Here is a 23,930-nt window from a genome sequence, read left to right as displayed (position 1 = left end):
GCCACGGCTCGCTGTCATCGGTCGAGCAGGCGCTGGATGTCCTCCAGGAGTTTGGCGTCGGCGGCCAGATGCGCCTCGGCGTTCTCGAATAGCGCGTCGGCCAGCGGCGACAGCCCCGCCTTCGCTTCCCGCCCCGCGGCGATCTCCGCCCGCCGGCCCCCCAGCGCTCGAGAGGACGCCGCCACCAATTCCCGTGCCTCGCCCGAATCCAGCAACGCGTGCCAGCGCAGCGCCAGCGCGAAGTCGGACCTGGTGGAGTGCGGGGGTGCGGACAGCGCCTTGCGCAGCAGGTCGCGGAGCGTGTGCCGGCGGCTTTTCGCCAAGGGATACGGCCACGCCGACCACGAGCACGCTGTGCCCAATACGCCGCGCACGGCGTTCAGGATCGGTTCCCAGACCAAGGCCTTCACCGCGATCGTGATCCTGCAGCTCCAGGAGCAGGGTCGGCTCCGCGTCACCGATCCGATCGGCCACCACCTGCCCGGCTACCCGCACGGCGACGCGATCACCCTGCACCACCTGCTGACCAACACCTCAGGCATCCCCGACTACGTCACGACCGATGGCTTCACCCGCATCATGGGAACGCCGCGCACGAGAGCGGCGCTCATCGCCGACTTCAAGGACCGGCCGCTGCTGTTCGAGCCCGGCGCGCGGATGAGCTACAGCAACTCGGGATGGGCACTGCTCGGCGAGGTGATCGAGCGGTCGTCCGGGCTGACCTACGGCGAGTACCTCCGCAGGCACGTCTTCGCCCCACTGGCCATGGAGCACAGCGGCCTGACCGACGATCCCGCCGAAGGCCACGCTGCCGGCTATATGGCGAGCGACGGCCGCCTCACTCGAACCCCGTACCTGCACAACTCCAACCAGGACGCCGCAGGGGCCCTGCACTCGACAGTCGAGGACCTGCACCGCTGGAACCGCGGCCTGCCCCACCTGCTGCGTCCCGAATCGCTCGCGGAGCTGGTCAAGCCGCACGCCGCGGCCGACGGAATCGGCTACGGCTACGGCTACGGCTACGCGGTACACGGAGACCGCGTCGAAAGCTCGGGCGGCACCATCGGCTTCGTCAGCGTCTCGGCGCACCACCGTCGCGACGACCTCTTCGTGACCGTGCTGTCCAACATCGAGAACACCGCGTTCGCCGAGATCGAGGGCGCCCTGACGGCCATCGCCCGCGGCGAGCCGTACGAGTTCCCCAGCCGCCGGGTCTTCGTCACTGTCGACCCTGTCGTCCTCGACCGGCACACCGGCCGTTACACGATGCGGCATATGGGCCGTGCCTCCACGATGGAGGTCACGCGTGACGGCGACCGGCTGATGGTAGAGGTGCGCCTTCTACCGGCAGATCGCCCACTATGACGAGCGCTTCCTCGAAGAGAACGAGGATCAACTGGGCCGCATCAGCATCCCCGTACGGATCCTGTGGGGCTCTGACGACGCGTGGATCCCCACCGATGTCGCCCGGCGGCTGCAGAGCCTGATCCCCGCCGCCGAGCTCTCGCTGATCGACGCCGCCGGCCACCTGGTCCACCACGACGCGCCCGTCCCGCTCATGGACGGAATCCGCGCCTGGCTCACCGCTGGCTGAGGCGCCGCCTGGCCTGAGCTGTACACCAGCCACCGCTCCCCCAACGGCGTGATCCGGAAGGGCGCCCCATGTAACTTTCAGGCCCGCCCGCAGGTCGCCACGGCGATACTTCACGGACGACTCGCTGGACCTTGACAGGACCTGTTGCGGTGTCGAAACTCGGAGCCGCCCAAAGCTATGTGACATACCGCAAGCGAATTCAGAATGTTAGCGCTAACAGATCTGGAGGACCGCTAATGAGACGATCGCGGGCGGTCGCGACCGCCCTTGTCCTGCTTCTCGGCCTGTTATTCGTGCCCACGGCACCCGCACAAGCCGCGGCCCTGGCCAAGACGGTCTACATCCCGTCGCGCTGGGCCAGCACCGGCGAGGTGCCCTGGGTCCAGGCGCGTACGAAGGAGTCGGCCAACTTCATCCTCTTGTGGGGCGACCAGTCAGGCACCGACCCCAGGAACGCCCCCACGCAGTACCGGTTCGACCCCGACAACATCCTCGGCCAGCTGGAGAACCTCTACTCCTTCTACGTGAACACCATGAAGTTCACGCCCGAGACGGGCCTGCTGGCCCAGCACAAGATCATCGTGATCATCACCAGAACGTGGTCGAACGCCCCACTCGACGCGTGGGCGACGGGCGGCTCGACGGACGGCAGGGTGGGCGTCATCAACATCGCCCCAGGGGCCGCACAACCGGGGTCGTGGGGGCTGGCGCACGAGCTGGCGCACGTGTTCCAGAACTACACGTTCCTCGGCAGGCCCGGGTACGGGTTCACGCACGCGAGCGCCGGGACGTTCTGGGAGGCCAGCGCCGAGTTCATGGCGATGCAGGTCTACCCGAAGACAGCCGCGGGCGACCTCACGAGGTTCATCCGCACCGAGAACCTCGCCTACAGCAGCAGCCGCCACCACTACGGCGCCTGGATGCTGCTGCAGTACATCAAGGACCGCGACGGCCTGGCCATGTTCAACCGCCTCTGGAACGAGGCCAGGAACACCGAGCACCCGCTGGAGGTCTACCGCCGCATCGCCGGCATCGACCAGGCGGAGCTCAACCGCCGCGTCGGCGAGTACGCCCAGCGCAACGTCACCTGGGACTACTCCAACCGGGCCGACTTCATGCCGTTCATCAACAGCCTCTATCCGTTCGTCACCGCCTACAACGGCGTGGCGGTGGAGGCCGTCAACGCCTCGGCCGGGCATTTCCGCGTCTCCGACGCCATCGCGCCGTCCGACTACGGCTACAACAAGATCCGCCTCGTCCCGAGCAGCGACGGAGGCCTCATCCGGATGCGCTTCCGAGGCCACATCAACGCCTCCGCGCAGTCCGGCTGGTCGTACGGGTTCGTCGCGGTGAAGAACGGCACGCCCCGGTACGGCCCGGTCCACTCCTCCGCCAACGGCGAGGTGACCTTCCAGACCCAGCCGGGCGAGAAGGACGTCTACCTCGTGGTCGTCGGCGCGCCGGCAACCGTGCACAAGTACGCCTTCCTCGACGGCTACCCCCGCAACTACCGCTACCCGTACCAGTTCCGCCTGCAGGGCGCCACGCCGTGGGGCTTCGAGCCGGGCCACGTACGGCCGTCCGCGCCGGGCAACGGGCACTGGCACTCCAACGGCGGGGGCTGGGTGGACAACCGGGCGAACGTGGCCGCCACCGCCTACGTCGGCCCCCGAGCCGCCGTCTACGGCAACAGCACGGTCAGCGGCAACGCCCGCATCGAGGACCTGGCCTGGGTCAACAGCGGCGCCACCGTCTCCGGCAACGCGGTGGTGAAGAACAGCGCCCTGGTCCAGGGCGGGGCCAACCTCAGCGGCAGCGTGGTCATCGGCGGCGACGCCGAGCCGGCCACGGCCTGCGGGTCCGGGACGTACCTGATGTTCAATCCCGACCGCCGCTGCGACGGCGCCGGCGGCGAGGCGGACGTGAACCCGGCCCACCCGATCTTCAGTGACGACGACCTCGCCTTCGGTGGCGGCTCCACCCCGGATCCGGTCAACCTGGCCGCGAGCGCCACGCCCTCGGCCTCGTACACCTCGCCCTGGGAGAGCACCGCGGCGATCAACGACGGAGTCGTGCCCAGCCCGCGCTGGGGCACCTGGCCCGAGACCGGCTCCCAATGGGCCGAGCTGACCTGGTCCTCAGCCCAGACGATCAAGTCGGCGGAGGTCTACTTCTTCGACGACGGCGGGGGCGTGCGTACGCCCGCCTCGTGGAAGCTGCAGTACTGGAACGGCAGCGCGTACGCCGACGTGACCGGGCCGAGCGGATACGGGATCACGGCCGATACCTACAACCGGGTCACGTTCACCCCCGTCAGCACCACCCGCCTACGGGTCGTACTGCAGAGCGGCCAGGGCTCGGTGGGACTGCTCGAGGTCCGCGCGTTCGGCTGACGGCCCATGGATGGCGGCTCCCGGCCCGGGAGCCGCCACGCCGGCGTCAGCACCCTGTCACGCGCAGGGCGGTATCCCGATGGCGGATGAGGAACCCGAACCCCTCCGCCCTGTCCCCCGACCCGATCAACCGGTTCCTGGCCCGCTGCGCAACCCACGGCCCGGTCGGATGCGCGCTCTCCGGCTCATCGAATCGATTCGCCAACCACGGCCCGGCGGCGAGAAGGCTCTCGCCGCCGGGCCTCTTGCGGCCGCTGTCGTCGCGAAGGCAGGCGCGGCCAGATCCGTACGGAGTCCAGACCTTCCGCGTGCCGGCGGGTCAGCCGGGCAGGCTCCATTTCTGGCTGCTGGTGCCGGTGCAGGACCACAGCTGCACCTTGGTTCCGTTGCCGGTCCCGAAGTTGCTCGCCTCCATGCACAGGCCGGACTGCACGCCGGTGATGGTGCCGTCGGCGTTGACGTTCCACTGCTGGTTGGTCTGGCCGTTGCAGTCCCAGATGATCACCCGGGTGCCGTTGGCGGTGCCTTGGCCGTAGGCGTCCAGGCACTTGTTGCCGTACACCTGCAGCTGCTTGGCTGAGGTGTGGGTGAAGCGCTGGTTGGTGCCGCTGCCGCAGTCCCAAAGCTGCAGCTGGGTGCCGTTGGTGGTGGTCGAGTTCGGGACGTCCAGGCACCGGCCGGCGTTGACGTTGCGCAACACCGACGTCGACCCGTCGCCGGGGCCGGAGGAGGGCGGCAGCAGCGTGATGGTGTAGGAGTCGTCGATGGCGGTGTGCGGCAGGTTGACCGTCGCGGCGTTGTCGGACAGGCTCACCACGGAGTTCTGGACGGTGACCGGAGCCGCGACGGCGCCGCCGCCGTTGTAGGGAATACGCTCGGCGACGACCCGCACCTGATTGTTCTGCACGATGCCGCTCGTGGTGTCCAGGCGCCGCAGGTCGACGGCGATGTTGCCGGTCGTGCTGCCGCCGCCGACCAGGATCTTGGCCGTCCCGGCCGCCTTGGTGGCGAACGCGTCGTACGAGGCGCTGGGGGTGACGGACACGATCTGGCCGGTCTGCGAGCCGTAGAAGCGGTAGGCCCACCATTCGCCCTTCGGCTGGTACTGGCCCGCCGAGTTGCGGACGAGCAGATTGCCGAGGTCGTTGTGCAGGTTTCCGCCGCCCGCCCAGTTGGCGCGCAGGCCGTCGGCGCCGGCCCGCTCCAGGCGCGCGATGTACCAGGACCCGTCGGCGGGGTTCTGCTCGTTGGACGCCCCGTACTCGTTGATCTGGTAGGGCCGCGGGTGCGCGATGCCCCGGGAGTTCAACGTGGTGTCGGCCGCCGCCACGTTGGCCACCGGGTCGCCCGGCAGGGAGTGCCAGCTGATGATGTCGGGCACCACGTTGTTGGCCTTGACGTAGTCCAGGTACTGGTTCCAGAAGGCGTGTCCGGTGGACGGCACGCACGCGCAGCTCGGTCCCACGATGAGCTGCGCCGGGAACGCCGCCCGGATGCGCTGGTAGGTGCGTCGCCACAGCTCGAAGTACTGGGACTGGGGGCGGTTCCAGAACAGGGTGATGTTGGGCTCGTTCCAGAGGTCCCACTGCACCGGGGCGCCGGTGGCCCGCACGTCGTTGATCAGGCGGGTGAGGAAGTTGTCGTAGTCCGTCCAGTTGCCGTTGTCGCCGGGAAAGCGCGAGATCGGGTAGCCGTCGGCACCCCAGAGATCATGGACGAGCAGGATGAACTCCCCGCCCAGTGACCGGGTGCGCAGCAGCTGGGCGCGGGTGGCGTTCCACCGGCGGTCGTACTTGCCCGACACCCAGCCGCCAGGGGCGTCGAGCTGCGCCCCACCGGCCCGCATGTACCGGAACTTCACGTCGGTGAAGAACTGATCTGGCGGGCCCGACGCGTTCTCGGTCATGCCGTAGATCCAACCGGAGGCCCGGTAGGTCGGAGTGCCGCCGCCGGCGGAGAAGTCGACGGCGATGGACTGGTCCGCGGCCTGGGCCGGCGCGGCGGACGTCACGACAGGGCCCGCGACGAGTGCGCCGACGGCGAGAATGGCGGCGATCGCGCGGCGGCTTCTGCGCTGCCTGCCAGGTGCGATGCCCACACCTGACTCCTCAGACACGCGGGGGTGCGGCGGATGGACCGGGAGCGATGCTGTGGGACGCCACAGCCGGACTCGGCGGACGAGGTCGCCAACGTTCATTGTGGGCTCTCCTCACTCGTGGGTGCTGGGCGCACATGTGAGTGGAATGGCTTCGTGGGGGGAGGGCGGCGCGAAAACCAGAATGCCCTGGATCGAATCGATTCGACCGCAGCCTAGATCGCGCTATCAGCGATGTCAATAATCTGGGTAATGGAGGTAAACGCATCGTTTCGAGCGCTGCTCGTTCCCGCTGAACGTCGGCCACCGGCCTGCTGCAGCCGCCCAGGTTCGGTCGCCGGCCGAACGCCAACTGGGTGGTGACGGTGGAGTAAGGCGTCCACCAAACGGGTGGACTCGCCGCCAGCCCCTCAGCCGGATGTGGCCGCCGCGGCCACCTGGATGATGCTGACGCTCGCCAACGGCGAGAGTCCTTTTCGTGGCCGGTCCGTCAGTCAGACGGCCGGCCGGAAATCGGGGCGTGGCCGTGAAAGTGGTTCAGTACCCGGTGACGAGGCCAGACGATTTCGGTCACTCTGCGGGAACGGTAAGCCTCCAGCCAGGAATACAGCAGGTAGCCCAGCAACAAGGCGTTCACGGCCGGTATGAGGCCGGGCCCGAGCAGGAACGTCCAGTTGTGGATCGCGACGAGCGCGTTGCCGGTGGTGACGAGCGAGCCCGCGTCGGCGCCGGCGGTGGCGGCCTGCCGGAGGGTGACGATGGCCAGGAGGCTGATGATGCCGGCGACGATGATGGCGGCTTCCAGGACCCGAGCGGCGACGAAACCGAGCCGGCGGCCTCGTTGTGCCGTTTGACCGGAAACAGCACGACTGCGGTGCCGATACAGGCAAAGGCACAGATCATTTCCAGGAAGCCGCCCCAGAGCACGCCGGTGTCCGGGCCGGCCCGATGATGTAGTTCGGGTCGTTCAGCACCGGGCTGTAGAGGACGAGCGCGGGGATCGAGGTGACGATGGTGACCAGGTAGAGCGCTCCCGCGATGAGCGCGGTCTTCCCTGCTCGCCGAGGCGCGGACCGAAGGGAAGTCGGCTGGCCTCCCCTCTGCCGCCCCTTGTCTACGTCGAAGGGCGCGCGACCCGGGTTCGGCTCGGCACCGAGGTGCGACCGTGGCAGCGCTGTACTGGGGTATCGGGCACCGGCTTAGCGCCAACGAGGTGTCATGCCCGGCCGCGGGAATCCTCCACATCAGGGCGGCGACGAGGAGCGGCAACGACGTGCTCCGTAACTTCACCTCTCTGCGGTCGAAGGTGGACATGGGGCCGGGCAAGGACACCTTCTTCGGTGGGTCGGCCAGAGACGTGATCTTCGGCCGGGCGGGCGATGACGCCCGCAACGGCCTGGGACTCAACGACGCCCCGGCTTCGACCGCGGAAACCAGGGTGCTCTGCCCCTAGATCCTGTACGGAGTTCGAATCTTCAGGCTGGTCGGAGGCTTCGGATCCATAGGAGGGCTCCGCGTAGGTGCAGGCCGGCCAGGTAACTGTCGGCAGTCTTGCCGAAACGGAAGGCCAGCCCACGCCACTCCTCGATCCGATTGACGCACCGTTCCACCGTGTTGCGTTCCTTGTAGAGATCGAGATCATGACGAACCGGCCTGCCACCGCGGGAACCACGCTTCTTGCGGTTGGCCGCCTGGCCGGCCTTCTCCGGGATGACTGCCTTGATGCCTCGCCGACGTAGACAGGCGCGATTGCCGCAGGAGGAGTACGCCTTGTCGGCGGCCACCCCACCCGGCCAGGTACGCGGATGCCCCACAGACAGACGGATCGTGATGCGCTCCTCCACCGCACGAAACTGCGTCGCACCCGCCGTCGCCCGCCCCCTTCTTCGCCGGGCTCACCGTCGCGCGTGTTTTGCCCTTTGGTGTAGCCCCTTATCCCGACGGCGTGGCGGTGGGCTCGGGCCGTGATGGAGTCCACGAGTCGCTGCCTCAGCGATCATCGCCCGCATCAACCGCTCGAACACGCCGTGCACAGCCCACGAGCGGAACCTGTCATAGACGGTGGACCAAGGCCCGTACTCGGCGGCGGGCAGGTCCCGCCACGGGCTACCGGTCCGAAACCGCCACATCACCGCGTTGAACTGCCGCCGCAGATCCGGAATCGGGCCTCGCTCACCCAGCGGCAAGTGAGGCTCGATCAAGGATCACTCCTCGTCGGTGAGGTCTCCACGAGCCATGGCAAAGGCCTACCAGGGGCGCTGTCTGGAGCGCAGGCAATCCCTGTGATCTCAACTTCATACAGGCTCTAGCGGCGGAAGTGGGCATGGCACTGGCGGCGGACCGCGCGTCGGCGTGGCGCCGGTGGTGTCAGGAGCTGCTCGCGGTGCCGGGGCTACCCAGGTGCCGGGCGAAGAATCGGATCGAGCTGTCGATTTCGAAGGACGGTACTCGAAAGTGGCTGCCGGGGTTGGCGTGCAGGGTCTTGTCGGCGGAGCCGAGTGCGTCGAACAGCTTCATGACTGAGTCCCGCGGATTGCCTTCATCGTCCCACTGCAGCAAGAACTCGACCGGGATCGTGATCCGCGCCGCGGTGTCGGTGAGCCAGTCGCTTCCGACGAGGCCGAGGACCGCAGCTGTGATCCGAGGTTCGGCCGCGACGAGGCGGATGCCCATCTCACCGGCCTGGGACAGGCCGTAGTACCCGACGGGCTGGCTGTCGCCGACGTAGTCCAGTTTCTGGAGCGCGTCCAGGGTCGTCTGCCAGTCGGGTATGAGCTGCGCCGCCACGGTTTCGTTGAGGGCGGGCCACGCCGGGCCGAAGGGCTCGCCCGCGGCCTCTCGTTCCTGGATGAGCGCGACGAGCCGCCGGATCTGCGGGTGCTCCGGCCTGTCGCCGGTACCTGGCGCGTCGATCGCGGCGACCGCGAAGCCGCAGGAGGTGACGTAGGGGAAGGCCCGGGAGACGACCTCCCCTCCCTTCTTGTGCTGGCCGCCGCCGTGTCCGATCAAGACCAGCGGACGGGGACCGGAGCCCTCGGCGGGCGTCCAGAGCACCCCGGGGATGTCTCCGATGGTGAAGAGCTGTTCGCGGATGCCGTCAGCGAACGTCTCTGAGGTGATGCGCATGGCGGGATTACATCGGTATTCCCGCTGACGAGGCGAGTCAATTTTCCGGGCGGCCGGGCCGGCGACGGTGATGCCCGCCGCCGGTTGATCTCCCGCCACCCGGCCACGATCGGCCATGGCGCCAGGCTGTCCCTGGTCACGCCTGCGGCGCACCGATTCCGGCGACGCTGCACCCGCTACAGAGCAAACGTTGACTGGTGCGGCGCTAGAAGAGGTTCTCCGGGTTGGTGGTGGGTGTCCAGTCGTCGATGTCGTCGGTAGCTGACCGTCGCCGGTGGCCGTGATTCCGCCAATTCACGAATCGCGTATGGATGCCGTGTGCCCGCGCAAGGTGCTCACGGTGTACGGCGCAGAGTGGCCGTAAGACCCGCGACCACGGCCGTGGTCAGCACCCACCCGGCCGTGATGACACCCCCACGACCAGTAGAGCGCCGGGGAATCGGGACGCGGGCGGAAGGCTTTCTCCTGACCAAGATCGACAAGGGCGGCATGAGCACGTCAAGGCTGTAGGCGAACCGGTGATACTGCGCGAGCCACTGCCAATGTTGAGCGACAGGCTTCTGGTTTCTGACCGTGCTTCGCGACGCGATGGGTCAGTAGCGCACCGTAACCGTTGTCTTGCCTTGGCCTGCTCTGCACGAGTCACTCGCTCCGGGTCTGGCGGCTGGGTATCGATGTTTCACGACCGGGCCGCTTGGTCGAGCTCAGGAGGTCGCGCTGTTCGTGTCGCCGCGCTTGGCGGGGACGACGGCAGCCGAATTCGTGGTGGACGCCGGCCGGCTCAAGAAGGTGTAGTCGGGCAGCTCGAAGTGGCCGCCGGCCATCTTCTCCCCCATCTTGGCCATCGAGCTGAGCAGGAAGCGCCGCTTGAACAGCTGGTTGCGCAGCCAGATGCCCTTGCGGGTGCGCGGTGCCAGGAAGGGGCCGGCGTTGTTGCCGGCAGCGGCCTTGATGAACGGGCGGATGGTCTCCTCGTAGCGCTCGAAGGCCGTGCCGTAGTCGGCCTGGCTCAGCTCGCCCGCCAGCACATAGGCGGCGACCAGGGCCAGGCCGCTGCCGACGCCGCCGAGGGTGTTGGCCGCGGCGGCGTCGCCGAGCAGCACGATCCGACCCTTGGAGAAGCGCTCGAGTGTGACCTGAGCGATGGCGTCGACGTAGACGTCCTTCGCCCGGGCCAACTTGGCCAGGATCTCGGATGTCCGCCAGCCCATACCGCGGTAGGCGTCGATCAGGATCTGCTTCTGCTCCGCCGCTGAGTAGCGGTCGTAGGTCAGCTCAGGCGAGGCGAAGACGAAGAAGACGGGTGACTTGGGGCCGCCGATAGCGACGAGCCTGCCCGGCTCGTTGTACATCACCGGCTCGTCCACGACCCGCTCCATGTCCACCAGCGCGTAGTAGTGGCCCATGTGCTTGACGTAGTCCGACTCCGGGCCGATGGTCAGGCGGCGCACATTGGAGTGGATGCCGTCCGCGCCGACGACCACGTCGAAGGTCCGGGGCGCACTCCTTTCGAACGTCACGTGCATGCCCGAGGCGGTCTCGGTCAGCGAGGTGATCGAGTCGCCGAAGATGTACTGGCACGTGTCACGAGTGCGCTCGTAGAGGATCTCCGCCAGGTCGCCGCGGCCGATCTCCAGGGTCCCGCCGGTGAACCAGCCCGGCATGACCGCGATCCGCCTGCCGGACGAGTCGATGACCGTCTGGTCGGTGCCTCCGGTCTGGCGGCGCTCGACCTCCTCCAAGATGCCCATGCGGCGCAGGAGCTCCAGGTGGGTCTCGCCCTTGAAGTCGATGGCCTGGCCGCCGGTGCGCAGGACTGGGGCCTTCTCCACAACGGTGACCGTGCTACCGGAGCGGGCCAGCCAATAGGCGAGGGCAGGGCCTGCGATGCTGGCGCCGGAGATGAGGACCGAAAGGTGCTTGTTCGTCATGGCTCTACTCTCGGAAGCCCCGCTGACAGCTCACTGCTTATCCGCTGACAGCTTTGTCGATCGTTGTCAGCGCGTCCTCGCGGCTCATCGCGGCACCCGTGCACAACTGTTCGGCGAACGCCTCGGCGCCGATCACCGCGGTCGCTTCGGCGGCGACCCTGGCCACGTCGGGGTCGCCTGCAAGGGCGGTCCCGCGAAGCGCGACGGCGATGCCCAGCAGCAGGGCCGCCTGCTTCGGTGGTATGGCTTCCGCCAGTCCCTCCACAGCGGCGGCCAGGTCGGCGACCATGAAGGACTGCTTTGCGACCGACCCCGCCTCCCGATGGAGCTCGCCCGCGCTCAACGCCTCTCCAGCTGCCTGAGGAGTACGAAGGGTGAGGGATCTTGCTGACATCCCGTGTCGCCCAACAGCCCGCCCCCGCACCCCCGAGCCACACCCTCCAAGGGCTCCCCCGGCCTGTGCCCGCCCGATGCGCCAGGCGTTCACGCCGTCGGCCGAAGCGTTTCTCGAGGCCGTTGTCCGTTGCAGATGAAGTCGGCGGATGGGGCAGGGTTGACCTGCGGCACGACACCTTGATCAGGACGGTTTCGGGGAAGCCGTTCAGGTTTTCTTGTCAGTCGGGGTGCCTGCCTTTGCAGGCGTCGTGGGGCAACGCCACCAGCTATCGACCACGACTCCTGGTCGGCAGTGGTCCGGCGGAGTGGTCCATGCTGACGCTGGTGATCGCCGTTCAGGGCGCGGCGGCAGGCCTCCATCAACTCCGGACGATTGCGAGCCAGCTCGCCCGGTGCGAACAGGACGACCGCCGCGAAAATGAGCCCCACCGAAGTTCCGGAACAGACCGCGATGGCCGGGCAGCCACCCGTGAACCCGAGTCGGTCGACGACCAGCGAGGATGCATGGAACGGGAGTCGGAAGAGCCGATACAGCAGGACGCCGCCGCGAACGCGCAGATACCGCCCATCGACACCTCAAGAGGAAGCTTTTCGGGGATGTCCCGGCAATGCACGGCCCCAACTCCGTACGCCCGTCCAGCGCCTTTGATCGCAGAAGCCAGCCCCCAGATCACCGCAACGATTCCGGCCGGCAGTGAGAGGCTGGCCAACCATCCCACAAGCGCGCGACTCACGCGATCTCCCCGGCCATCCATCCATCCCGTTCGCCCGCGAACACGACCTCGTCAAGGTCGAGCCGCTTCGCGTGGTGGTGGTGCACTGGCGGCCTGGCGTCGGCCGGCGAGGTAGCCGGTGATCCCAAAGACGGCCAGGGCTGCACACACCACGACGATCCCCTGCGTGACGCCGGCACGGGATCCCTCCGCCCACCACGACCACATCGCTACGAAGAGCGCGCCCATCAGCACAACGGGAAGAAAGACGGGGGCGAGCAGCACGATGCTCCTGCGCCCCCGCGGGGATCGTGCGGCCAACCCGCAGATGATCGCCGCCAGACAGGGCGGAACCAACATCCCCAGCAGAAGTCCTCCGGCAGGCCAGAGCTGAATGGTCGTGATGGCGCCCAGCACGATGGCGAACCAGATCAGGATCCTGCGCCGGCCAACCAGTTGCACTCCGAGCTGTGGACGGGTGGTGCCCGTCAGGAGTACGGCCACGGCCACGTACGGAAGAAGGAGCAGCCCAAGAGGGAGCAGCTCACTGAAACGCCAGCTGTACGAACCCGGAATGGTCATGTCCGCGCCGAACCAGACAGCCCATGCCCAAGCCAGGCCGGCCGCGATCCGTCTGTGATCATGCCAGGCGAACACCGTGACCCCGACGTAGACCAGCAGCCCGAGTGTCTGCTCGACGACACTGCCCGTCGACAGCACCCCTGGCTCCGGCCCTCGCTGGATATACAGCCCGATGTCGCGGACAGCCGCGGGGAACTGCTGGATCAGCAGGACCAGCGGTCCGAGGACGGCGGCGACGCGGGCCGCGTCGTGCCACCACATCAGAGATTGCGGACTGATGGGCCGGCGTAAGCGAATGGCGGCAGCTCCACCGATCAGGTCGGCCACGTCCTGCGGATGCGGACGGCGGCGGCCAGGCTCCGCCGCCGCCATGAGCACGCCGAGCATCTCCTCCTCGTGTCTGGCTCGATGATCGCGAGGGTAGAGGCGGAGAAGGCGGCGGTAGTGGCGTTCCAGGTCACTCACGCGGTCCCTCCGATGTGGTGGGTACGCAGCCGGCTGACCGCCGTTCGGGCGTTGCGCTGCAGTCGCGCCGCCTCCGCGGCCAGGCGCCGGCCGCCCTCCTCGGTGAGCCGGTAGTAGCGGCGAAGCCGCCCGTCGACGATCTCCTCCCGGTCTTCGGCGATCAACCCCTCGGCTTGCAGCCGGTCCAGGGCGGCGTACAGGGTGCCGGCCCTCAGCCGGATCTCACCGTGGGAGATGCGCTCGACGTCGGTGATGATGCCGTAGCCATGCTGGGGCTCGTGTGCCAGCGAGGTCAGGATGAGGAACGAGGGCTCCTGCAAGGCGCGTGACTTAGACACAGGATCTTTATATACCGATAGTCGGCATATTGGAAGAGTGTAGAAGGTGGCTCCACCGCCCTCGGCGAAGCCGCGTAGCAGCACCTCCACGCCGGCGTCATCCTGAAAACGGCTCCACGCCGCCGTCCGTCTAGGAACGGCTCTGAACCGGTCCGTGGTGCGTTGACTTCGCCGGATGGCGCCGGCGAAGCGTTCCATCTGGGTGCTCCACCCCCTGATGACGACGGGGTGGGCCGTGCGATGGTGCAGGATCACCTGACTGGGGCGCCGCTTGCGGGAGAACCACAAAACGGCCTTGTCGTGGCGCTCGCGGTTGGCCCGGGTGACGGTCGTGTCCAGGTGGCCAGGCCGGCGATGCCCCGAGGCGGCGGCGAATGAACCGCCCGGATGCTTTGATGCGACCGAACCCCAGCCTGATCGCGTCTCCGGGCTCAAGACGGTGCTGCTCACCTTGAATAGAGCTTTTCGAGACCACCGCGTACGAGAGGGGTTCCCGATGGCCCGGGAGGCGCGGGTCCAACCCGGCGGTGCGGAGCCCCGAGGGATCGCCGGACGACTACGATGTGCCACGCAGTCGGGCCTGGCTCCCGGACGCAGGGCGCCGGTCTCGCGGGGGCGGGCGAGGACCGTCCCGGCCAGACCGTGGTGGTCACGTCACGTTCCGGCCTCGTGCCGGGTGTCGGCGTGACCGGGACGCCGGCCGGCTCTGGCTTGCCGCGTTATCGCGGCTGGTTCACTGTCGTCTGTGGGCGAAGTATTCCCGGTCTGCGCCGCGGCGCAGGAGGCCCTGGCGAGAGTGCTGGGTTGAGTCCCGCCCCGCGGTGGCAGGACCGCAGCGCCGCGGGGCGGGAGTGCGAGGTCACGGAGGCGAGACGTCGAGGTAGTCGACGTTCGGCCCGCCGTTCTCCGTGGTGGCGGTGGCGCGGACGGCGTTCGCGCCGGCCGCGAGCGGCACCGTGAACGTGGAGTTCGCCCAGGTCGTCCAGGCGCCGGTGCCGGGGAAGTCCCGGGTCAGCGTCGTGCCGTTCACGGTGATGGTCATCGGCCGGTTCACCGTGGTGCCGTTGGCGTAGCGCAGCGTCAGGGTGGCGTCCCCGGCCGTGGCCGCCGTCACGGTGGACTCGACGTACGAGCCGGTGACGTTGGTGTAGTTCACGAACCCAGTGCCGGAGAAGCCGGCGTGGTTGGAGTCGACCGTGCCCTGCGAGATCGTCGCGTTTTCCGCCTCGTACCGCTGCACATTGGGACGGGCGCGGATCAGCCGGGTTTCACCGGGACGCAGCGTGGCGCTGTAGGACGAGCTGACCGTGCCCTCCGACGCGCCCGACCACAGGTTCGTGACCGCGGCGGGGCCGGAGAACCCCACCTGCGACCAGGTCACGCTCACCGTCGAGTTGCCCGACGTGCCGGTGTTGTAGAACGCGACGATGTGGTCGCCGTTCGACTCCCGCTTGCGCCACACCTGGTTGACGCCGCTGTTGACGATGCGCTGCGCGGCCACGCCGTCCTGGTTGACCGCGATCAGCCGGTCGTTCTTCAGCATCCCGAGATCCACCGAGGTCAGCGCGGTCAGGTCGGTGCCGAGCAGCAGCGGGCTCGCGGCCATCGCCCAGTGCGTCATGTGCGAGCGGCGCTGGTCGGCGGTGAGCCCGACCTGGTCGCCATTGCCGATCTGCAGCGAGTCGTAGTCGTTCCACCCGCCGGGCCCGGCGTACGGCTGCCACTGCGCGGCCGAGTTGAACCGGCTCGACACGTGCGCCCAGTCGGTGAGCGGGAAGCCGCTGCCGTTCGGCCCCGGGCCGCAGTAGCACTCGACGTCACCTTGGGTGCGCCAGCTGTTGGCCAGCCGCTTCCACGTGGTGGCCTGGGCGATCGGCAGATTGTTGGAGAGCGCGAAGTTGATCGGCCGGCCGGTCTGGCGCAGCGCCTTGTCCCACGCCTCCACGTCGGCGATCGTGGACGCGTCCACCCCGTCGATCTTGAGGTAGTCCACGCCCCACGAGGCCATCTGGTTCGCCCACGAATTGATGAACGCCTGCGCGCCCGGGTGGGAGAAGTTCAGCCGGTACATGTTCTTGCAGTTGTAGTTCTTGTGCGTCTGCGACGTGTCCGCGATGTCCTTGGCGTGGTACGAGGTGCCCTCGACCGGCGTATTCGCGGTGACGGCGTTCTTGGCGATGCCCGGGGTGACGTAGAAGCCGAACTTCAGCCCCTTGTCGTGGATGTGGTCGGCCAGCACCTTGATCCCGGAGGGAAACTTCGCGGAGTCCACGGCCCACCGGCCGTAGGAGTCGACGACGAAGCCGTTGGCGTCGCACTTCTGGTAGAAGTCGTCGAGGTTGACGTAGACGTAGCCCTTTTCGCGCAGACCGCTGCTGACCAGCGCGTCCGCCTGGGCCTTGATCTTGTCCTCGGTGGGCCAGCGGCGGATGAAGCTCCAGCTGCTCCAGCCCATCGCGGGCCGGATCGACAGCCCGTTGTCGGAGGCCTCGGCGGGCACGGCGATCACGCATAAGACCAGCAGGGCTGCGAGCACGGCTCTCATGGCTGGACCTCCACGTGGTCGAGGTTCGGGTTGCCGTTCGCGGTCGTCGCCGTCACCCGCAGCGTGTTGACGCCGGCGTTGAGCGGAACGGTGAAGGTGTCGGTGGCCCAGGTGTCCCAGGAGCCGGTGCCGGGGTGGTCACGGGTCTGCGCGCCGCCGCCGTTGACGGTGACGCTCGCCTGGCGGTTGGCCGTGGTGCCGTTGGCGTAGCGCAGCGCGATCGTGGCGTTGCCGGCCGCGGGCGCCTGGATGGTCCACTCGACGTACGAGCCGGCCACGTTGTCGCCGTTGACGAACCCCGTGCCGGAGAAGCCCGCGTGGTTGGACTCGACCACGCCCTGCGAGATCGTGGCGTTCTCGGCCTCGAGACGGCTGCCGGACGGGCCGCCGCCACCGGCGTACTCGCCGCCGACCCACGCCTCGTCCACCCGCCAGCGGGCGACGCCGTGGTGCCCGGTCTTGGAGAGCCGGACGTACCGGGCGGTGACCGCGGCCAGGTCGATGATCTGCACGCCGCGCGCGTTCGGCACGGTGCCGGTCTTGACCGCGCTCCCCCAGTTCGACCCGTCATCGCTGACGTGCACCTGGTAGCCGGAGATCCGCGCCGACCCGGACGACGGGTGGACGGTGGAGTCCTCGCGCTGGTTGACCGCTATGTACTGCACGCGCTTGGCCGAGCCCAGGTCGAAGGTCAGCCGTGCGGGCTCGGCCGCGTTGCTGTCCCAGTAGGTGAGGTAGTCGCCGTCGCCCGCCGCCGATGCGGGGTGCCCGCCGGTGGACGAGCCCGCCGTGAGGGTGACGCCGGGGTGGATGCCCTGCCGGCCGCTGGAGATGACCTTGAAGACGGTGTCGTACTGATCCCACGACGAGATCCCGCTCAGCGTCAGCGTGCCGCCCGACTGGGTGAAGCTCACCGGCGCGCCGGTGCGCAGGTTCGTCACCGACGTGATCCGGTAGCCGTTGTCCCGCAGCGACAGCGTGCTGCCGGACGGCGGCGTGATCACGTGGATGTAGTGCCGGTTCGGGTCGTTCCTGGCGATCGTGGTGACGCCATGCGCGCCGTTGTTCCAGAAGCCCGGCTTGAGGCCGCCGTACATGTAGCCGCCGCCCTCGGTGCCGTACAGGGACTCCCAGATCTCCTCCAGGTACGTGCTCGCGAAGTTGTTGAAGTCGGCCTGCTGCGTCGGGAAGCGGCCGTTGACCATGGGCGTCTCGGCCATCAGCGCCTTGACCGACGACCCGGCGTTGGTGATCAGCCGGCCGAGCGTGAGCTTGCGGTCCACGGCCTGGTCCGAGCCGCCGTACCACCAGGGCCCTCCGGTCGGGAGCTTGAAATCGGCCTCGATCAGCCGGGGCAGCGCCGTGTAGACCGCCTGCGGGTAGTCGTACGACGGCGTCATGCCGGTCTTCTGCTCGTTGCTGATCATGTCCATGATCGGCGTGTCTTCGTTGTTGTTCGAGATCGTCATGTCGGGGCGCTGCTGGTAGATCTCGGCGTAGAGGTTGTTGCGCTCCCAGTAGGCGTTGTCGTTGTCGATCCAGAACCCGGCGAGCTTCGGATAGCGCTCCATCTGCTCGAAGAACTGCAGGTAGGAGAACTCGCCGAAGCCGTCGCGCGTGGTCAGGTCCACGTCATGGCCGACGTAGTCGGAGAAGGCGTCGGAGTTGAGCCACGACCCCGACGACAGTCCTTCCTCGTGCCACTGCGGGTCGTCGGTCATGTAGTGGATGACCTTCAGCCCCTGCGCGTCGGCGGCGTCGATGAGCTCGCCGAGGAAGTCCCGCTTGGTGGCGCAGCTTCCGGGGACCTTCGACGGGTACGGCCGCGCGTACCCGAGCCGGCTGTGGAAGGTGGCCAGCACGATGTACTGGGCGTGCAGCTTCTTGGCCTCGTTCACCCAGTAGGAGGCGCTCCAGCCGCCGTTGGTGACGTCGTTCTCCCACGCGGTGCAACTGGTGTGCTGCGGCGAGGTCCGCTCGCCCCAGTGCAGGAAGAGCCCCGCGATCGAGTTGCGCAGGAACGCCTGGCGCGGGTGCTGCAGGTCGGCCCGCGCCGGGGCGGCGGTGAGCAGGCCGAGGAGGAGTGCGAAGACGGCAAACGCCGCCGTGCGTTTCATGATGCGCTCCTAGGGGGTGAAGTTCGGGTCGCTGGAGATCGCGATCCGGTCCAGGCGGGCGCCGTCCTCGCGGTAGGCGAAGGCGATCGTGCGGGTCCCGGCGTCCAGCGTGTAGGTGCTCGGGAAGCGCACCCAGTGCCACGAGGCGCCGAGCGCGATGTTGTTCCAGTTGGTCCACGAGCCGGTGCCGGAGCGCACCCAGAACGAGTCGTCCTCGTCGGTGGGGGCGATCACCCGGGCCCACACCGCGAACGTCCCGCCGCGCGGCAGATCGAACGACATCGTGGTCCAGCCGGTCGAGGGGGCGCTGGACTTGCTGTTGCTGCCGGAGGCGACGGTCACGTACGAGCCGCCGGAGGCCGCGCTGTCGGAGGCCGTCGCCATGGGCGCGGTGACCGTGCCCGACTCCGCCTCGGCGTACAGGCTGACCGGTTCCTCGCCGCCGCCGATGGGCGTGGAGTCGGTGGCCCGGATGCGGAGCGCGCCGCCCGAGGTGTCGGCGCTGTCGCGCACGGCGTAGCCGTTGACGCCGGTGAAGCCGACGTCGTACGCGCTGCCGCTGCCCCGCTGCAACGCGATGCCTTGCAGGATCACGTTGGAGGCGTCATTGGCGATCACGGCGGGCCGGTTGTCGTTCTCGTCGAACCCGACCCTGCCGTTCAGCGTGACACCGGCGGCGTGCCTGAGCCAGTACGCGAACGACGGCCGCGCCCCGTAGTCGCGCGGCGGGTACGTGGTGAGGAACTCACCGGGATTCCGGCTGGCCTCGGAGGCCGGGTGCCCGCCCGGGACCGTCAGGTCGACGTTCGTGAACGTGATGCCGGGACCGATGTCCACCGACGGCGTGCCGGTCAGCGTGCTGGTGTAGTCGCGGGCGCCGACGGTGCCGGTCACCACGGGCGCGGTCAAATTCGTGCCGGTCACGTTGCTGACCGTGATGTTCCTGATCCGGCCGGCGGGCGGCGAGCCCGGGCAGCGCTTCCGCTCACCGATCTTGAAGAAGAACGGCGACGTGGTCTTGGTGAGCGACACGTTGTCGTAGTGGATGTCCTCGATGATCGCGCCGTCCATGGACACGATGCCGATGCCGGCCTTGCCCGCGCCGAGCACCGTGATGTTCTCGAACCGGAAGTCGCGGAAGTTTCCGCAGGTCTCCGAGCCGAACTGGAGCGCGTTGTTCTCGTGCGAGTAGACGGTCGTGTCCCGCACGCGCACGTTCTGGCTGGTGTAGGTGTGGCCGAGGGCGTAGTCGCTCTTGAACACCAGGGCGTCGTCGCTGGCCTCGATGCGGCTGTTGGTGACGGTGACGTTCCAGCTGTTGATCAGATTGATGCCGTCGCGGACACCGCTGCTGGAGTGGATCGTCTTCAGGTTGTCGATCGTGATGTCGTGGCAGCCGTTGATCAGGGCGGCGAAGTGGCCGCCGCGCCGGAACGTGACGCCGGTCAGGCTGATGTCGGAGCACTCGGTGAGTGTGAGCGCCTTGTCGGCCTCGCCCGAGTCGGGGTCGCCGGTGATCAGGTTGCCGTCGCCGTCGATCGTGCCGCTGCCGGTGATGTGGAAGTCGGTGATGCCGCTGCCCCACATCAGCGAGTTGTGGAAGTGGCTGTGGCCGTAGTCCTGGTAGTCGTCGTACGGGTTGGACTCGGGCGCGTCCATGCCGCTGCCCGCGGCGAGCAGCGTGGCGCCGGCGTCCAGCCTGAGCGTGACGTGCGATTTCAGGTGGATCGTCCGGGCCCGGTAGCGGCCGGACGGGAAGACGACGATGCCGCCGGGCGCGGCGCTCGCGGCGTTGATCGCGCGGTCGATGGCGTCGTCGTCGTTGGTCGATCCGTTGCCGGTCGCGCCGTAGTCGCGCACGTTGAACTCGGCGGCGGCGTTCGCGGGCTGGGCGGTCAGCCCGGCGAGGGCGAGGGCGGACACCAGCAGGGCCCGGGCGAGCGTTTTCATGGCTGGAGCTCCACGTAGTCGAGGTTGGGCAGGCCACCCGCGGTGGTGGCGGTGAGGCGGACGGCGTTGGTTCCCGAGGCGAGCGGCACGGTGACGCTCGTGGCCACCCAGGTCGTCCAGGCGCCGGTGCCGGGGGCGTTCACCGTGGCGACGTTCGTGCCGTTGACGGCGACCGCGAAGGGCCGGTTGGTGCTCGTACCGTTGGCGTACCTGATCGTCAGCGGTTCGCTCCCGGCCGCCGCCGCGCTCACCGCGAGCTCGACGAACGCGCCGGCCACGTTGTCGCTGTTGACGAACCCCGTGCCGGAGAAACCCGCGTGGTTGGACTCGACGACGCCCTGGGAGATCGTGGCGTTCTCGGCCTCGTAGCGGACGCCGGGCGGGGGCTGGGAGTTGGAGATGTCCTTGCCGTTGACGGTCACGCGCGAGAGCACGAGGTTGTCCACGTATGACGCGGTGGGGGTGGCCGTGTCGATGCCGGTGAACGTGCTGTTGGAGATCGTGACGTTCTTGATGTGATCGCTGGAGCGGCCGTCCAGGTTGTACGCCTGCGCCGCGCCGTCGATGGTCAGGCCGTCGGCGGTGAAGTTCTGCACGACCGGCGGCAGGGAGCCGGACGATTCGTAGTTGAGCGTGATGTAGAGGGCGGCGCGTTCCAGGTCGTGGCCGGTGATGCCGCGCAGGTGGACGCCGTCCACGTAGCCGCCGCGGTTGAAGCTGGTCTTGACGTAGAGGGCGTACTTCACCGGGTAGCGGCCGGGGAAGTCGGGCGGGTTGCACTCGCAGTTCTCGGCGAAGACGTTGCGGACGCCGCCGGACATCTCACTGCCGATCGTGACGCCGCCCCACCGGCCGCTGAACTTGCAGTCGCGGATGACGATGTTCTGCGACGGCTTGCCGACCCGCCGGCCGTCGCGGTCGCGGCCCGACTTGACCGGGATGCAGTCGTCGTTGGTGTTGAACCTGCAGCCGCTGATCAGGACGTCGGTGCACGAATCGGGATCGCAGCCGTCGCCCTGGGAGTTGGTGGAGTAGAAGGTGACGTTCCTGACCGTGACGTTCGTGCAGTAGACCGGGTGCAGCGTCCACATCGCCGGGTCGCGCAGGTTGACGCCCTCGACCAGGACTGCGGTGCAGTGGTAGAGGCCGATCATGTTGGGGCGCAGCTGGTGGCCGCTGCCGAACTGGCGCTGCGCCACCGGGTGGTCGTTCGCGCCCCATTCGCGAAGCTGGTCGCGGTCGTCGCCCCCGCTCCCCCAGGACGACCAGTCACCGGCCGGCGCGTTGCCGTCGATCGTTCCCGTGCCGGTGATCGCGATGTTGGTCTGGCCGTTGGCGTAGATGAAGGGCGAGTAGTTGTAGCACTCGATGCCCTCCCACCGCGTGAACACGGTCGGCAGGTACGCGCCCGGGTCCGTACGGAACCGGATCGTGCCGTTGACCTGGAGGTTCACGTTCGACAGGAGGCGGATCGCGCCGGTGCGGAACGTCCCCGGCGGCACCACGACCCGGCCGCCGCCCGCCGCGTTGCAGGCGGCGATCGCGTCGCGGAAGGCGGCCGTGCAGTCCGTGGAATTGTCGCCCTTGGCACCGTAATCGGTGATCGGGAACGTGCGGTCGGGGAAGGTCGGCGGAACGATCCTGGCCAGGATCTCCGGCACCTGGTCCCACGGAGAGGCCGCGTGCGGACCGGACGGCCGGCCCGAGGCCGCCGCACGGGCCGGCCCGCTTCCCGCCAGGAGGGCGGCGGCTCCGCTCGCGATGAGCAGGTCACGACGGGAGATCCTCACTGGAGCACCTCCAGGTAGTCGAGGTTCGGACAGCCGCCCCCCGTGGTGGCGGTGAGCCTGATGGTGTTGGCGCCGGCCGCCAGGTTCGCGACCAGGCTCCGGGTGGCCCAGGAGGTCCAGGCGCCGGTGCCGGGTGCGGTCACGACGCCCGCGCCGGCGCCGTTGACGGTGACCTGGATCGGCCGGTCGGCGCTCGTGCCGTTGGCGTAGCGGACGGCGAGCGTCGCCGTCCCTGCCGCGGCGGCGTCCACCGTGAACTCCACGTACGCGCCCGCGACGTTGTCGCTGTTGACGAACCCCGTGCCGGAGAAGCCCGCGTGGTCGGACTCCACCACGCCCTGGGAGATCGTGGCGTCCTCGGCCTCGTAGCGGGCGCCGGACGGGCCGCCGCCGTACAGCGTGCCGTTGATCCGGACGTTGCGCAGCACCACGTTGTCGGCGTTGGACAGTTGCGGCGCGGGCGTGTCGATCTGGGTGAACGTGCTGTTCTCGATCGTGACGTTCTTGATGTGGCCGGCCGACGACCCGGACAGCTTGATCGCGAACGGCGAGTCGGCGATGTTCAGGCCGTCCACCGTGATGTTCTGGATGACCGGGTTGACGATCGGGCCGTAGCCGGGGCCGGTCAGGCTGTAGTTCATGTCGATGTAGAAGCCGCCCCGGTCGCACGGGCCGCCCGTCAGGTTCCTGACGTGCACGCCGTCCACCACGCCGCCGCGCCGGTTGTTGGTCTTCAGGTAGAGGGCGTAGAAGGAGTGGTAGCTGGAGCCGGGGAAGATCTGGTTGTCCTCGGCGAAGACGTTGCGGACGCCGCCGGACATCTCGCTGCCGACGGTGATGGCGCCCCAGCGGCCGTGGTACTTGTTGCCCCGGATGACGATGTTCTCCGAGGGGACGCCCACGCGGCGGCCGTCGGTGTCGCGGCCGGACTTGATGACCGTGCCATCGTCGCCGGTGTCGAACGAGCAGTTCTCGATCAGCACGTCGGCGGAGGATTCGGGGTCGACGCCGTCCACCATGGCGCCCCGGCTGTAGATCTTGACGCGCCTGATCGTGATATTTCGGGATAAGACCGGGTGGATGGTCCACATGGCGGGGTTCCTGATGTCCAGGTCCTCCACCAGGATGTTCCGGCAGCCGTAGAACTGGATCATGTTCGGCTTCAGGAAGTGGCCGTCGCCGAACTGGCGCTGCTCGATCGGCACGCCGTCCACGGCCATCTGCTGCAGCCGCTCCCAGTCGGGCCCGCGCTGGTCGTCGAAGTCGAACCAGGGCCCGGCCGCCGCGTTGCCGTCGATCGTGCCCGTGCCCGTCAGCGCCAGGTTCGTCTGGTTCCTCGCGTAGATGAACGGCGAGAAGTTGTGGCACTCGATGCCCTGCCAGCGGGTGAACACCGTCGGCAGGTAGGAGGCGGCGTCGGAGCGGAACCTGATCGTGGCCCCGGACTCGACGTGCAGCCGCACGTTCGACAGCAGATGGATCTTGCCGGTGCGGTATTTGCCGCCGCCCGGCACGAGCACCGTGCCGCCGCCGGCCGCGTTGCAGGCGGCGATCGCGTCGCGGAAGGCGGCGGTGCAGTCGGTGGAGTTGTCCGGCTTGGCGCCGTAATCGGTGATCGGGAACGTGCGGTCGGGGAAGGCCGGCGGCACGATCCTGGCCAGGATCGCGGGCACCTGGTCCCAGGGTGAGTCGAGAGTGCGGGCCGTGGCGGGCGCCGGTGGCAGCACGGCGCCCGCCGGTACGGGGGCGAGCATCGCGCCTTTGAGCACGGCCCTTCGGGAGACACGCATGGTGAGGGGCTCCTGGGGGGTGGAGGAGCCGGGGGGGGGGCCCCCCGGCGGGGGGGCCGCGCGGGGGCGGGGGGGAATTGGTGGGGGGGGAGCGCCGAGCAAAAA

19 protein-coding genes and 1 pseudogene are annotated in these 23,930 nt (G+C 68.6%); 5 read left to right on the top strand and 15 right to left on the bottom strand.

Translation table 11 applies throughout. The features are described from left to right. Window positions 1-14 precede the first annotated feature (14 nt). Window positions 15-323 (bottom strand): hypothetical protein, encoded by a 309-nt coding sequence (locus AB0J69_RS54115; RefSeq protein ID WP_364135497.1) that lies wholly within the window; start codon window positions 321-323, stop codon window positions 15-17. Between AB0J69_RS54115 and AB0J69_RS54110 the strand changes: the two genes are divergently transcribed. From AB0J69_RS54110 to AB0J69_RS54100, 3 genes are all read left to right on the top strand, one after another. Next, window positions 301-1,365 carry a serine hydrolase domain-containing protein gene (locus AB0J69_RS54110; protein ID WP_364135494.1) on the top strand — a complete coding sequence of 355 codons (1,065 nt, stop codon included), beginning with the start codon at window positions 301-303 and terminating at the stop codon, window positions 1,363-1,365. The genes AB0J69_RS54115 and AB0J69_RS54110 overlap by 23 nt on opposite strands. Next, complete coding sequence (locus AB0J69_RS54105) at window positions 1,352-1,594, top strand: alpha/beta hydrolase (protein ID WP_364135540.1); 243 nt, start codon at window positions 1,352-1,354, stop codon at window positions 1,592-1,594. The genes AB0J69_RS54110 and AB0J69_RS54105 overlap by 14 nt, the downstream gene beginning before the upstream one ends. Window positions 1,595-1,830: 236 nt before the next feature. After that, entirely contained in the window at window positions 1,831-3,987 is a 2,157-nt protein-coding gene (locus AB0J69_RS54100) for a DUF6055 domain-containing protein (RefSeq protein WP_364135491.1), read from the top strand. Window positions 3,988-4,306: 319 nt separating this feature from the next. Here AB0J69_RS54100 and AB0J69_RS54095 read toward each other — a convergent pair whose 3' ends face one another. Together AB0J69_RS54095 and AB0J69_RS54090 are read right to left on the bottom strand one after the other, a co-directional pair. Next, entirely contained in the window at window positions 4,307-6,085 is a 1,779-nt protein-coding gene (locus tag AB0J69_RS54095; RefSeq protein WP_364135488.1) for a ricin-type beta-trefoil lectin domain protein, read from the bottom strand. A 487-nt stretch (window positions 6,086-6,572) separates the two neighbouring features. Further along, entirely contained in the window at window positions 6,573-6,872 is a 300-nt protein-coding gene (locus tag AB0J69_RS54090; protein ID WP_364135537.1) for a DUF4386 family protein, read from the bottom strand. Between AB0J69_RS54090 and AB0J69_RS54085 the strand changes: the two genes are divergently transcribed. Together AB0J69_RS54085 and AB0J69_RS54080 are read left to right on the top strand one after the other, a co-directional pair. Next, the gene (locus tag AB0J69_RS54085; protein ID WP_364135486.1) at window positions 6,759-7,034 is read left to right on the top strand and encodes a hypothetical protein; all 276 of its coding nucleotides are present in this window, start codon (window positions 6,759-6,761) and stop codon (window positions 7,032-7,034) included. The two genes, AB0J69_RS54090 and AB0J69_RS54085, sit on opposite strands and share 114 nt — an antisense overlap. Window positions 7,035-7,247: 213 nt before the next feature. Further along, window positions 7,248-7,535, top strand: coding sequence for a hypothetical protein (locus tag AB0J69_RS54080; RefSeq protein WP_364135483.1), 288 nt, complete (start codon window positions 7,248-7,250; stop codon window positions 7,533-7,535). 22 nt (window positions 7,536-7,557) lie between these two features. Here AB0J69_RS54080 and AB0J69_RS54075 read toward each other — a convergent pair. From AB0J69_RS54075 to AB0J69_RS54020, 12 genes and pseudogenes are all read right to left on the bottom strand, one after another. Next, window positions 7,558-7,917 (bottom strand): annotated as a pseudogene (locus AB0J69_RS54075) (transposase); the annotation flags it as partial. A gap of 60 nt (window positions 7,918-7,977) precedes the next feature. Continuing rightward, on the bottom strand, window positions 7,978-8,283 hold the full coding sequence (locus AB0J69_RS54070) for a transposase (RefSeq protein WP_364135480.1): 306 nt from the start codon (window positions 8,281-8,283) through the stop codon (window positions 7,978-7,980). 166 nt (window positions 8,284-8,449) lie between these two features. Then, window positions 8,450-9,325, bottom strand: coding sequence for an alpha/beta hydrolase (locus AB0J69_RS54065; protein ID WP_364135477.1), 876 nt, complete (start codon window positions 9,323-9,325; stop codon window positions 8,450-8,452). A 587-nt stretch (window positions 9,326-9,912) separates the two neighbouring features. Beyond that, window positions 9,913-11,139, bottom strand: a complete 1,227-nt coding sequence (locus tag AB0J69_RS54060; RefSeq protein WP_364135474.1) for an FAD-dependent monooxygenase — start codon at window positions 11,137-11,139, stop codon at window positions 9,913-9,915. Window positions 11,140-11,176: 37 nt separating this feature from the next. After that, the gene (locus tag AB0J69_RS54055; protein ID WP_364135472.1) at window positions 11,177-11,428 is read right to left on the bottom strand and encodes a hypothetical protein; all 252 of its coding nucleotides are present in this window, start codon (window positions 11,426-11,428) and stop codon (window positions 11,177-11,179) included. Between the two features lie 892 nt (window positions 11,429-12,320). Further along, window positions 12,321-13,295 carry a hypothetical protein gene (locus tag AB0J69_RS54050; protein ID WP_364135469.1) on the bottom strand — a complete coding sequence of 325 codons (975 nt, stop codon included), beginning with the start codon at window positions 13,293-13,295 and terminating at the stop codon, window positions 12,321-12,323. Further along, window positions 13,292-13,633 carry a PadR family transcriptional regulator gene (locus tag AB0J69_RS54045; RefSeq protein WP_364135466.1) on the bottom strand — a complete coding sequence of 114 codons (342 nt, stop codon included), beginning with the start codon at window positions 13,631-13,633 and terminating at the stop codon, window positions 13,292-13,294. The genes AB0J69_RS54050 and AB0J69_RS54045 overlap by 4 nt, the downstream gene beginning before the upstream one ends. Window positions 13,634-14,492: 859 nt before the next feature. Next, window positions 14,493-16,178, bottom strand: coding sequence for an alpha-galactosidase (locus AB0J69_RS54040; RefSeq protein WP_364135463.1), 1,686 nt, complete (start codon window positions 16,176-16,178; stop codon window positions 14,493-14,495). Beyond that, window positions 16,175-18,295 carry a discoidin domain-containing protein gene (locus AB0J69_RS54035; protein WP_364135460.1) on the bottom strand — a complete coding sequence of 707 codons (2,121 nt, stop codon included), beginning with the start codon at window positions 18,293-18,295 and terminating at the stop codon, window positions 16,175-16,177. Before AB0J69_RS54035 ends, AB0J69_RS54040 begins: the two co-directional genes overlap by 4 nt. 9 nt (window positions 18,296-18,304) lie before the next feature. Next, window positions 18,305-20,245, bottom strand: a complete 1,941-nt coding sequence (locus tag AB0J69_RS54030; RefSeq protein WP_364135457.1) for a glycosyl hydrolase family 28 protein — start codon at window positions 20,243-20,245, stop codon at window positions 18,305-18,307. Continuing rightward, the gene (locus AB0J69_RS54025) at window positions 20,242-22,035 is read right to left on the bottom strand and encodes a glycosyl hydrolase family 28 protein (RefSeq protein ID WP_364135456.1); all 1,794 of its coding nucleotides are present in this window, start codon (window positions 22,033-22,035) and stop codon (window positions 20,242-20,244) included. Before AB0J69_RS54025 ends, AB0J69_RS54030 begins: the two co-directional genes overlap by 4 nt. Next, window positions 22,032-23,825 carry a glycosyl hydrolase family 28 protein gene (locus tag AB0J69_RS54020; protein ID WP_364135453.1) on the bottom strand — a complete coding sequence of 598 codons (1,794 nt, stop codon included), beginning with the start codon at window positions 23,823-23,825 and terminating at the stop codon, window positions 22,032-22,034. The genes AB0J69_RS54025 and AB0J69_RS54020 overlap by 4 nt, the downstream gene beginning before the upstream one ends. Window positions 23,826-23,930: the final 105 nt, after the last annotated feature.

Origin of the sequence: Nonomuraea sp. NPDC049709 (assembly GCF_040674815.1) — a bacterium.
Lineage (GTDB): Bacteria > Actinomycetota > Actinomycetes > Streptosporangiales > Streptosporangiaceae > Nonomuraea.
The sequence above is the reverse complement of the archived record's forward strand: the minus strand, read 5'-3'. Positions and strand labels throughout refer to the sequence as shown.

Bases quoted from the DNA above. Each gene is read 5' to 3' on its own strand.
- AB0J69_RS54055 (WP_364135472.1), bottom strand. From the start codon at position 11,428: ATGGTCGCCGACCTGGCCGCCGCTGTGGAGGGACTGGCGGAAGCCATA.
- AB0J69_RS54035 (WP_364135460.1), bottom strand. From the start codon at position 18,295: ATGAAACGCACGGCGGCGTTTGCCGTCTTCGCACTCCTCCTCGGCCTG.
- AB0J69_RS54060 (WP_364135474.1), bottom strand. From the start codon at position 11,139: ATGACGAACAAGCACCTTTCGGTCCTCATCTCCGGCGCCAGCATCGCA.
- AB0J69_RS54030 (WP_364135457.1), bottom strand. From the start codon at position 20,245: ATGAAAACGCTCGCCCGGGCCCTGCTGGTGTCCGCCCTCGCCCTCGCC.
- AB0J69_RS54065 (WP_364135477.1), bottom strand. From the start codon at position 9,325: ATGGCCGATCGTGGCCGGGTGGCGGGAGATCAACCGGCGGCGGGCATC.
- AB0J69_RS54100 (WP_364135491.1), top strand. From the start codon at position 1,831: ATGAGACGATCGCGGGCGGTCGCGACCGCCCTTGTCCTGCTTCTCGGC.
- AB0J69_RS54020 (WP_364135453.1), bottom strand. From the start codon at position 23,825: ATGCGTGTCTCCCGAAGGGCCGTGCTCAAAGGCGCGATGCTCGCCCCC.
- AB0J69_RS54040 (WP_364135463.1), bottom strand. From the start codon at position 16,178: ATGAGAGCCGTGCTCGCAGCCCTGCTGGTCTTATGCGTGATCGCCGTG.